This window comes from Microbacterium sp., from assembly GCF_026393345.1.
Lineage (GTDB): Bacteria > Actinomycetota > Actinomycetes > Actinomycetales > Microbacteriaceae > Microbacterium.
The window spans coordinates 24,565-33,392 of sequence record NZ_JAPLAI010000013.1; the positions used below are offsets into that span (position 1 = coordinate 24,565).

Genomic DNA, 8,828 nt, shown 5'->3' on the forward strand with positions numbered 1-8,828 from the left:
TTCAGTCTCCGTTCGCGTCGGCGAGCTCTGCCGCCAGGTGGGCGTTCCGTCGGTCCAGGGCCGCCCCCTTGATGGTCGCATACGCCCAGATGCCGCCGAAAACGAGAACGACGATGACGATCGCGGGAACGAGCAGGGCGCCCGCCAGCAGCACGACCTGCAGCACCCACCCGGTGATGATTCCCCACCGCCAGCGGACGGTGCCGGATGCGGCGATCATGAGGAGCGCCAGCACGGATCCGCCGACGATGCCCCACCAGTCGGCGATGCCCTCGGGCAGCACGTTCAGCCCGTAGACGACGAGGCCCGCGAGGAAGACGATCACGGACTCGAAGACGAGCACGATCTGCGCCAGGGACTCCTGCGCACCCCGGGCCCGGCGCGGGCGCGGCTCACGGTCCTTTGCGCGGCTCATGCCTGCCACCCCGACTTCCAGTCCTCCTCGGCCGCGAGGGCGATCGCCTCGCCGGCGAGCACCACCGATCCGACGATGACCACGGCACGGCGGTCGGATGCGGCCGCCCACTCCCGCGCGGCCTCCGCCGCATCGGCGAGGCCGGGGTGCACCGTGACCGGCAGATCGGCGGCCTCGATCAGGTCGGCGACCGCGTCGGCGTCGCGAGCACGCTCGGAGCCCGGTGAGGTCGCGAAGAACACCGTGGCTGAGGGGACGAGTTCGGCGACGATCCCCGCTGCATCCTTGTCCTGCAGCACACCGAGGACGATCCCCCACTCGTCGAAGTCGAACGCTTCGCCGAGCGCCGCGACGAGCGCGTGCGCACCGTGGGGGTTGTGCGCGGCGTCCACGAGCACGGTCGGAGCGATGCCCACCAGCTGCAGTCGGCCGGGAGAGGTCGCCTCGGCGAAACCTTCGGCCACCACATCGGGCGCGAGGGTCTCCCCCGGGCGGCCGATGAGCGATTCCACGGCGGCCAGCGCCAGCGCCGCATTGCGGCCCTGGTGGGCGCCGTACTGCGGCAGATACTGCTCCGGGTAGGTGCCGCCGAGGCCGCGGATGTCGAGCATCTGGCCGCCGACGGCGAGCCGTTGCGCCTCGAGGCCGAACTGCACGCCTTCGACCGCGAGCGTCGCACCGGCGCGCTCTGCGGCGCGGGCGATGACCTGCGCGGCAGCCGGCTCCTGCGCGGCCGACACGACGGCGGCGTTCGGCTTGATGATGCCGGACTTCACGGTCGCGATCTCGGCGATCGTGCCGCCGAGCCTGTCGGCGTGGTCGAGCCCGATGGGGGCGATGACCGCGACGTCGCCGTCCGCGGTGTTCGTGGAGTCCCAGCTCCCGCCCATGCCGACCTCGATCACGGCGACGTCGATCGGAGCGTCCGCGAAGGCCACGAACGCCAGCACGGTCAACAGCTCGAAGAAGGTCAGCGGCGCGTCGCCGGCGGCGGCGAGCTCCGCATCCACCAGGTCGATGAACGGCAGGATCTCATCCCATGCGTCGGCGACGGCCTCATCCGCGATGGGCTCGCCGTCGATCATGATCCGCTCGGTGAACCGCTCCAGGTGCGGGCTCGTGAACAGGCCGGTGCGCAGCCCGTGGGCGCGCAGCAGGCTCTCGATCATGCGGGCGGTTGACGTCTTGCCGTTGGTGCCCGTGATGTGCACCACGCGGTAGGTGCGCTGCGGATCGTCGAGCATCTCCAGCACGCGGCGGGTACGTTCGACCCGCGGCTGCACCCACTGCTCACCCTGGCGGCTCAGCAGCTGGCTGTACACGCTGTCGGCGCGGTTACGGTCGCTCATGCGTTTCCTCCCATACGGCTGACGCCGACCGTGAAGTCGCCACGGTTGGCGAAGGTCCCGGCGGCGAAGACGCCCTCGTGCTCGGGGGCGGATGCGGCGTCGAATGTACTGCCGACGAGCACCTGCCCGTTGACGCTCGCGCTCAGCGCGAGGGTCTCGGTCGCCACCCCCGCGGTCTGGAACGCCGAGCGCACGGCATCCGCGTCCTCGAGGTCGGCGAAGGTGAGCGACAGCGCGATGCGGTCGCTCACCTCGAATCCGGCGGCCTTGCGGGTGTCCTGGATCGCGCGGACGATGTCGCGGGCGAGACCCTCCGCCTCCAGCTCGGGCGTGGTGGTGGTGTCGAGCAGGACGAAGCCGCCGCCGGCGAGAACGGCCAGCGCTTCACCCTCGGGGCGTCCGGTGGTCTCCAGCACCAACTCGTATTCGCCGGGCTCGAGCGGGATGCCGCCGGCGATGACGACGCCGTCGCTCTCTTGCCAATCACCGATGCGTGCGGCCTGGATCGCCTGCTGCACCTGCTTGCCCAGGCGCGGGCCGGCCGCGCGGGCGTTGACGGTGAGCCGGTGGGTGATGCCGTACTCGGATGCGGTGTGCTCGCCGAGGTCGGCTGTCTCCACCTCCTTCACGTTGAGCTCGTCCCGCAGGATGTCGTCGAACTGCGACAGCGCGGACGCATCCGGCACCACGACGGTCAGGAGCGGCAGTGGGAGGCGCACACGGCGGCCCTCGCGCTTGCGGAGCGCGTTGGCGACCGAGGACACCTCGCGGACCGCGTCCATGGCGGTGCGGATGTCGGCGGCGGGGGCGAAGGCATCCGCATCCGGCCAGTCCGTCAGGTGCACGCTCCGGCCGCCCGTGAGGCCCTGCCAGATCTGCTCGGAGACCAGCGGGATGAGGGGGGCGGCGACCCGGGCGAGCGTCTCGAGCACGGTGTAGAGCGTGTCGAACGCCTCGGTGGAGCGGGGGTCGTCGGTCACGCCTACCCAGAAGCGGTCCCGCGAGCGGCGGATGTACCAGTTGGTCAGCACCTCGGCGAAGTCGCGGAGGCGCGCGGCGGCCGTCGTGGAGTCGAGCACCTCGAGGTCGGCGGCGACGTCGCGGACGAGGTCGCCGGTGAGCGCGAGGATGTACCGGTCGAGCACGTCGGTCGAGTCGGTGCGCCAGGTGGCCTCATAGCCGTTCGAGGCGTTGGCGTAGGTCGCGAAGAAGTACCACGCGTTCCAGACCGGGAGCAGGAATTCCCGCACCCCCGCGCGGATGCCTTCCTCGGTCACGACGAGGTTTCCGCCGCGGAGCACCGAGCTCGACATCAGGAACCAGCGCATCGCGTCGGAGCCGTCGCGCTCGAACACCTCGCTGACGTCGGGGTAGTTGCGCAGCGACTTCGACATCTTCTGGCCGTCCGAGCCCAGCACGATGCCGTGGCAGGAGACGCCGGTGAACGCCGGCCGGTCGAACAGTGCGGTCGACAGGGCGTGCATGACGTAGAACCAGCCGCGGGTCTGCCCGATGTACTCGACGATGAAGTCGGCCGGCGAGTGCTCGTCGAACCATTCGCGGTTGTCGAACGGGTAGTGCACCTGCGCGTAGGGCATCGACCCGGAGTCGAACCAGACATCGAACACATCCTCGATGCGGCGCATCGTGGACCGGCCGCTCGGGTCGTCGGGATTCGGGCGGGTGAGGTCGTCGATGTACGGGCGGTGCAGGTCGACGTTGCCCTCGGGGTCGCGGGGCAGGCGGCCGAAGTCGCGCTCCATGTCCGCCAGCGACCCGTAGACGTCGACGCGCGGGAAGGCGGGGTTATCGCTCTTCCACACCGGGATGGGCGAGCCCCAGTAGCGATTGCGGCTGATGGACCAGTCGCGCGCACCCTCGAGCCACTTGCCGAACTGGCCGTGCTTGACGTTCTCGGGGGCCCACGTGATCTGCTCGTTGAGCTCGATCATCCGGTCCTTGAAGTCCGTGACGCGCACGAACCAGCTGGACACGGCCTTGTAGATGAGGGGGTTCCGGCAGCGCCAGCAGTGCGGGTAGGAGTGCTCGTAGCTCTGCAGCCGGAGCAGGCGTCCGTTCTGGCGGAGGATGCGGATGAGCGGGGTATTCGCATCCATCCACAGCTCGCCCGCGACATCGGTGACCGCCGGCAGGAACCGGCCGCCGTCATCGAGGCTGACGATGGTGGGGAGCCCGGCCGCATCCGCGACGCGCTTGTCGTCCTCACCGTAGGCGGGGGCCTGGTGGACGATGCCGGTGCCGTCGGTGGTGGTCACGTAGTCGTCGGCGAGGATGTGCCAGGCGTCCTGGGTGCCCCAGACGTCGGCATCGGCGTAGTAGTCGAACAGCCGGTCGTAGGCGACGCCCGCGAGCTCGGCGCCGGTGAGCTCCTGCTGCACGGCGGCGGCGGCCGCATCCGCGGACTCGTACCCGAGGTCCTTCGCGTAGCCCGAGAGCAGATCCCCGGCGAGCAGGTACCGGTGGGACGCCGCCTCGACGACGTCGTTCGCCGCACCGTCGGGCGTGTGGTGCAGATCCGCCGCGCCCGCAGGACCCGCGGGCAGCACGACATACCGGATGCCGGGACCCACGGCGAGCGCGAAGTTCGTCGGCAGCGTCCACGGCGTGGTGGTCCATGCGAGCGCACGCACTCCGGTGAGGCCGAGCGCCTCGGCCTTCGCGCCGACGAGCGGGAAGGTGACGGTCACCGAGGGGTCCTGGCGCATCTTGTAGACGTCGTCGTCCATGCGCAGCTCATGGCTCGACAGCGGCGTCTCGTCGCGCCAGCAGTAGGGCAGCACGCGGTAGCCCTCGTAGGCGAGCCCCTTGTCGTGCAGGCTCTTGAAGGCCCACAGCACCGACTCCATGTAGGTCGTGTCCAGGGTCTTGTAGCCGCGCTCGAAGTCGACCCAGCGCGCCTGACGGGTGACGTAGTCCTCCCAGTCGCGGGTGTACTCGAGCACCGACTCGCGCGCCTTCGCGTTGAAGGTCGCGACGCCCATGCGTTCGATCTCGTCCTTCTCGGTGATGCCGAGCTGCTTCATCGCCTCGAGCTCGGCGGGCAGGCCATGGGTATCCCAGCCGAAGACGCGGTCGACCTTCTTGCCGCGCATGGTCTGGAAGCGCGGGAACAAATCCTTCGCGTACCCGGTGAGCAGGTGGCCATAGTGCGGCAGGCCGTTGGCGAACGGGGGGCCGTCGTAGAACACCCACTCCGGCGCGCCCTCGCGCTGCTCGATCGAGGCGCGGAACGTGTCGTCGCGCTTCCAGAAGTCGAGGACGCTCTCCTCGATCACGGGGAAACGCGGACTCGGCGTTGGGGCCACGCGGCCAGAGGCTCCGGGCAGCGCGTCAGCGCTGTCGGGAGAGGCCGTGGGGACGGCGGCAGGGCCGAACGCGGACGGGCGGGGGTAGGTCATCGTCGCCTCACAGGGTGTCGTGGTCTGTCACGCCGGGACGATCCTCTCGGACCGCGGTACCACCCTGCTTGCCTGCGCTTCGCGCGGACCCCTCATCCTGCGGCTGTGACGGGCCTGGCCCGCTCGGTTCTACTGGGCTTTCGCCGTTCTTCCGAGAGCTCCCCGGTGATGGCCGGATCGGTGCTGGTCCCCCGATTCTACGCGCATCCTGGTGCCTCGGGTGTGGCCCCGCATCCCACCCCGGTCCTTCGTTCGGAGATCCGTTGCGAGAAGCCGCCTCAGGCGCCACGGGAGCGATTTTCGGACGGAATCTCCGAACGAGCGCACTCGTGTCACAGACGACCCCGGGTTTATGGACTCGTGCCAAGATGGATGCTCGTGACCACCGCCGCGCCTGCCGCCCCACCGTCCGCCACCTCGTCCCCCGCCCGCCGCGTCGCGTGGGCGTCGATGGTCGGCACCTCCCTCGAGTCGTTCGACTTCTACGTCTTCGCCTACTTCTCGGCGTTCTTCGTCGGCCCGCTGTTCTTCGAGCCGCTCGGCAGGGTCGGCGGATCGCTTGCGGCGTTCACGACCATCGCGGTCGCCTTCGTCGTCCGGCCGATCGGCGCGCTCCTGTTCGGGTACATGGGTGACCGGCTCGGCCGGCGGACGACCCTGCTGTGGACCGTCGGCATCATGGGGGTCGCGACCGGCCTCATCGGCGTCCTGCCCACCTACGCGCAGGTCGGATGGCTCGGCGCGGTCCTCCTCGTCCTCCTCCGCGTCGTGCAGGGCCTCTCGCTCGGCGGCGAGTGGGGCGGCTCGATCCTGCTGGCCACCGAGCACTCCGGCCGGGTCAAGCGCGCGTTCTACGCCGCGATCCCCCAGCTCGGCTCCCCCGTCGGCTCGATCCTGTCGGCCGTCGCGTTCATCGTGCTCGCACAGACCCTCCCTGCCGACCAGATGGCCGAGTGGGGCTGGCGCATCCCGTTCCTCCTCGCCCTGCCGCTGCTGCTCGTCTCGCTCTACCTGCGCTGGTCGATCGAGGAGACCCCCGTCTTCACCGGCCTCGTCGCCGCCCGCAAGCGCGACCGCATCCCCGTGCTGACCATGTTCCGGCAGCGTCCGGTGGCGATCGTCGTCGCCATCGGCGCGGCACTCCTCGGCATCGGCTCGTACTCGCTGATGAACACGTACACGATGAACTACGGCGCGAGCGTGCTCGGGTTCCCGTATATGCAGCTGCTCACCGCGGCCACGATCGGCGCGCTGCTACAGCTCGTCACGATCCCGCTGTTCGGCGTCTGGGCGTCGCGGATCGGTTCGGCGAAGGTCGTGGCCTGGGGCGCGCTCGGCACGCTCATCATCGCGTTCCCCATGTACCTGCTGCTGCAGTCGGCGACCTTCGGCGTCCTCGTCGCGATGATGGTGATCGGCGGCATCCTGCCGACCATGTCGTGGGCCGCGCTCGGCGGGCTCATGAACGACATGTTCCCGGATCACTTCCGCTACTCGGCGCTCTCCTTCGCCTACGCGATCGCGGCGACCATCAGCGGCTTCGTCCCCCTGGTCACCGGTGCGCTGGGTGTGGCCACGGCGCAGGCGTGGTGGCATCCGGGTCTTGTGCTCGCGATCCTCTCGGCGATCACGCTCGTCGCGTCGGTCGTGGCCGCCCGGATGCCGCAGGCACCCGAGTCCTCGGTCCTCGAGCCGGCCGTGCTCGAGACCGAGGATGCGGTCGCCTGACGCCCGCATCCGGCGGTCGGGTGCCCTCGCCCGCGGCTTCTCCGGTTCTCTCCGGGTCTTCTCCGGTCCCTCCCCGGGGTCGCGAGATTCGGGGATGTCGCCGGATTCGGAGGGTTCCGCCGCATCCCTTCCGGATCTCGTGACATCCCCGAGTCTCGCGACAGTCCGGCGGCGGCAGGATGGGCCTATGAGGATCGACACCGCTCGTCTCGTGATGGACGAGATGACGGATGCGGACCTCCCGGCGCTGCGGGCGATCCTGCAGGACCCGGCCGCGATGGTCGCCTACGAGGGTGCGTTCAGCGAGGCCGAGACGGCCGCGTGGCTGCGCCGGATGCGGCAGCGCTACGCGGACGACGGGTTCGGCCTCTGGGCGGTGCGGCGGAACGGCGAGATGATCGGCCAGTGCGGGATCACCCGCCAACCTATCGAGGACGACGAGGTGCTCGAGGTCGGCTACCTCTTTCGGCGGGATCAGTGGCACCGCGGTTTCGCGGTCGAAGCCGCGAAAGCGGCACGGGACTGGGCATTCGACACCCTGGACGCCCCGGCGGTGTGGGCGAAGATCCGTGACACGAACCTCGCATCCATGAACGTGGCGATCCGCCTCGGCATGACGGTGCGCCGCCGGTTCGTTACGCGGTACCGCGGCGTCGACATGCCGCATCTCGGCTTCGCGATCGATCGCGCGGCGTGGCAGGCCCGCGAGAGCTGAGCCGCCGAGCCTGCGTCACGGGATTCGGAGATGTCACCGGAATCGGAGGGTGCTGCCGCATCCGCTCCGAATTTCGCCACATCCCCGAATCTCGTGACCACCTCCGACCGGATGCGCGTCGACCTGCAGCCGACTCACGCCAGGTGTAGCCCCTGCGCGACCGCGCGCATGATGCGGTCCTGCACCTCGGGCCAGTGGTGGATGATCTGGACGTAGCTCACGCGGATGACGTGATACCCGAGCAGCATGAGCGCGGCATCATGGGCGATGTCCGCATCCCGCTGCGCGCCGACGTGATGGCCACCGTCGATCTGCACCACGAGTCTTTCCCCGAGGAGGAAGTCGACCCGGTGCCCGGCGATCCACGTCTGCGAGAAGATCGCGACCTTCAGCCACCGCAACCTCGTGCGAAAGAGAGTCTCGAGGCCCGAGTCCGCCCACGGCAAGGCCTGCTCAACCAGCTCCCGCATGCGCGCAGTGGACGAGAGCCGCAGCAACTCCGACTTGTCGATGAGGCGCTTATTGAAGGCCGACTCCATCACCGTGAGCGCGACTTCCGACGGCTGGCAGGCGACGAGAAGCGCGAGCATGTTCGCGACCGAGTCGAACAGCATCCCGAGGGGACGCGGAACGAGCGGCCTCGACCAGTGCACGACTGCACCGCCCGCGACCCGCACGCTCGCCCCGTGCGGTAGCGCTGCCACGTGAGGTGCGCCGTCCTCGAGTACCCACAGCCCGAGCCGTCGCGCCTGCGTGACACACGACACGACGACGTTCTCGCGCGCGGCGGCGAGAGCCAGCGGGTCCGCATCGGGCAGTGCCACCCACACCCGACGAACCCGAAGGAGCAGGCCCGCTGCGACGAGGGTGGCGATCGTCCGGTGCCGGTGGCCCAGCGCGATCAACTGCGCACCGCGCATGACTCCCCCAACGTCCCTCACTGCGGCCAGCACAGCGTACGCAGCATCCGTCATCACGAGTCGAGCCTGAGCCGGGCGCACCCATCGGATGAGGAACGGTCCGCAGCGGTGGACAACTCCGCGCCCCGGTCAGCCTGGGGAGGAAGGACACCGCACCGACCGCAGTCGCGAGATTCGGGGATGTGACCGGATTCGGAGCGATCCGGGCTTACTGACCCGAATCTCGTGACATCCCCGAATCTCGCAACGCAACGCGCGCGCGCACGCCAACGCGCGCGCCCC

At 69.8% G+C, this 8,828-nt stretch carries 6 protein-coding genes; 2 read left to right on the forward strand and 4 right to left on the reverse strand.

The window, feature by feature from the left end; all coding sequences use genetic code 11:
• Position 1: 1 nt before the first annotated feature.
• From NT132_RS01945 to ileS, 3 genes are read right to left on the reverse strand one after another with little or no spacing between them, the layout of a single operon-like run.
• Positions 2-415 carry a DUF4233 domain-containing protein gene (locus tag NT132_RS01945; protein ID WP_297783975.1) on the reverse strand — a complete coding sequence of 138 codons (414 nt, stop codon included), beginning with the start codon at positions 413-415 and terminating at the stop codon, positions 2-4.
• The gene (locus tag NT132_RS01950) at positions 412-1,764 is read right to left on the reverse strand and encodes a folylpolyglutamate synthase/dihydrofolate synthase family protein (protein ID WP_297783978.1); all 1,353 of its coding nucleotides are present in this window, start codon (positions 1,762-1,764) and stop codon (positions 412-414) included. The genes NT132_RS01945 and NT132_RS01950 overlap by 4 nt, the downstream gene beginning before the upstream one ends.
• A complete protein-coding gene (gene ileS, locus NT132_RS01955) occupies positions 1,761-5,183 on the reverse strand; it encodes an isoleucine--tRNA ligase (RefSeq protein WP_297783981.1) in 3,423 nt (1,140 codons plus the stop codon). Before ileS ends, NT132_RS01950 begins: the two co-directional genes overlap by 4 nt.
• Before the next feature lie 372 nt (positions 5,184-5,555).
• On the opposite strand from ileS, the gene NT132_RS01960 reads away from it, so the two are divergent.
• Both NT132_RS01960 and NT132_RS01965 read left to right on the forward strand, forming a co-directional pair.
• Positions 5,556-6,911 (forward strand): MFS transporter, encoded by a 1,356-nt coding sequence (locus NT132_RS01960; protein WP_297783984.1) that lies wholly within the window; start codon positions 5,556-5,558, stop codon positions 6,909-6,911.
• A 187-nt stretch (positions 6,912-7,098) separates the two neighbouring features.
• On the forward strand, positions 7,099-7,626 hold the full coding sequence (locus NT132_RS01965) for a GNAT family N-acetyltransferase (RefSeq protein ID WP_297783987.1): 528 nt from the start codon (positions 7,099-7,101) through the stop codon (positions 7,624-7,626).
• Positions 7,627-7,760: 134 nt separating this feature from the next.
• Here the strand turns inward: NT132_RS01965 and NT132_RS01970 are convergent, their stop codons facing one another.
• Positions 7,761-8,600: a DUF559 domain-containing protein gene (locus NT132_RS01970; protein WP_297783990.1), complete on the reverse strand. Its 840-nt coding sequence runs from the start codon at positions 8,598-8,600 to the stop codon at positions 7,761-7,763.
• Positions 8,601-8,828 lie beyond the last annotated feature (228 nt).

Excerpts from the sequence above, each read along its gene's own strand:
- NT132_RS01965 (WP_297783987.1), top strand. The coding sequence starts at position 7,099 with ATGAGGATCGACACCGCTCGTCTCGTGATGGACGAGATGACGGATGCG.
- NT132_RS01945 (WP_297783975.1), bottom strand. The coding sequence starts at position 415 with ATGAGCCGCGCAAAGGACCGTGAGCCGCGCCCGCGCCGGGCCCGGGGT.
- NT132_RS01950 (WP_297783978.1), bottom strand. The coding sequence starts at position 1,764 with ATGAGCGACCGTAACCGCGCCGACAGCGTGTACAGCCAGCTGCTGAGC.
- NT132_RS01960 (WP_297783984.1), top strand. The coding sequence starts at position 5,556 with ATGCTCGTGACCACCGCCGCGCCTGCCGCCCCACCGTCCGCCACCTCG.
- NT132_RS01970 (WP_297783990.1), bottom strand. The coding sequence starts at position 8,600 with ATGACGGATGCTGCGTACGCTGTGCTGGCCGCAGTGAGGGACGTTGGG.
- ileS (WP_297783981.1), bottom strand. The coding sequence starts at position 5,183 with ATGACCTACCCCCGCCCGTCCGCGTTCGGCCCTGCCGCCGTCCCCACG.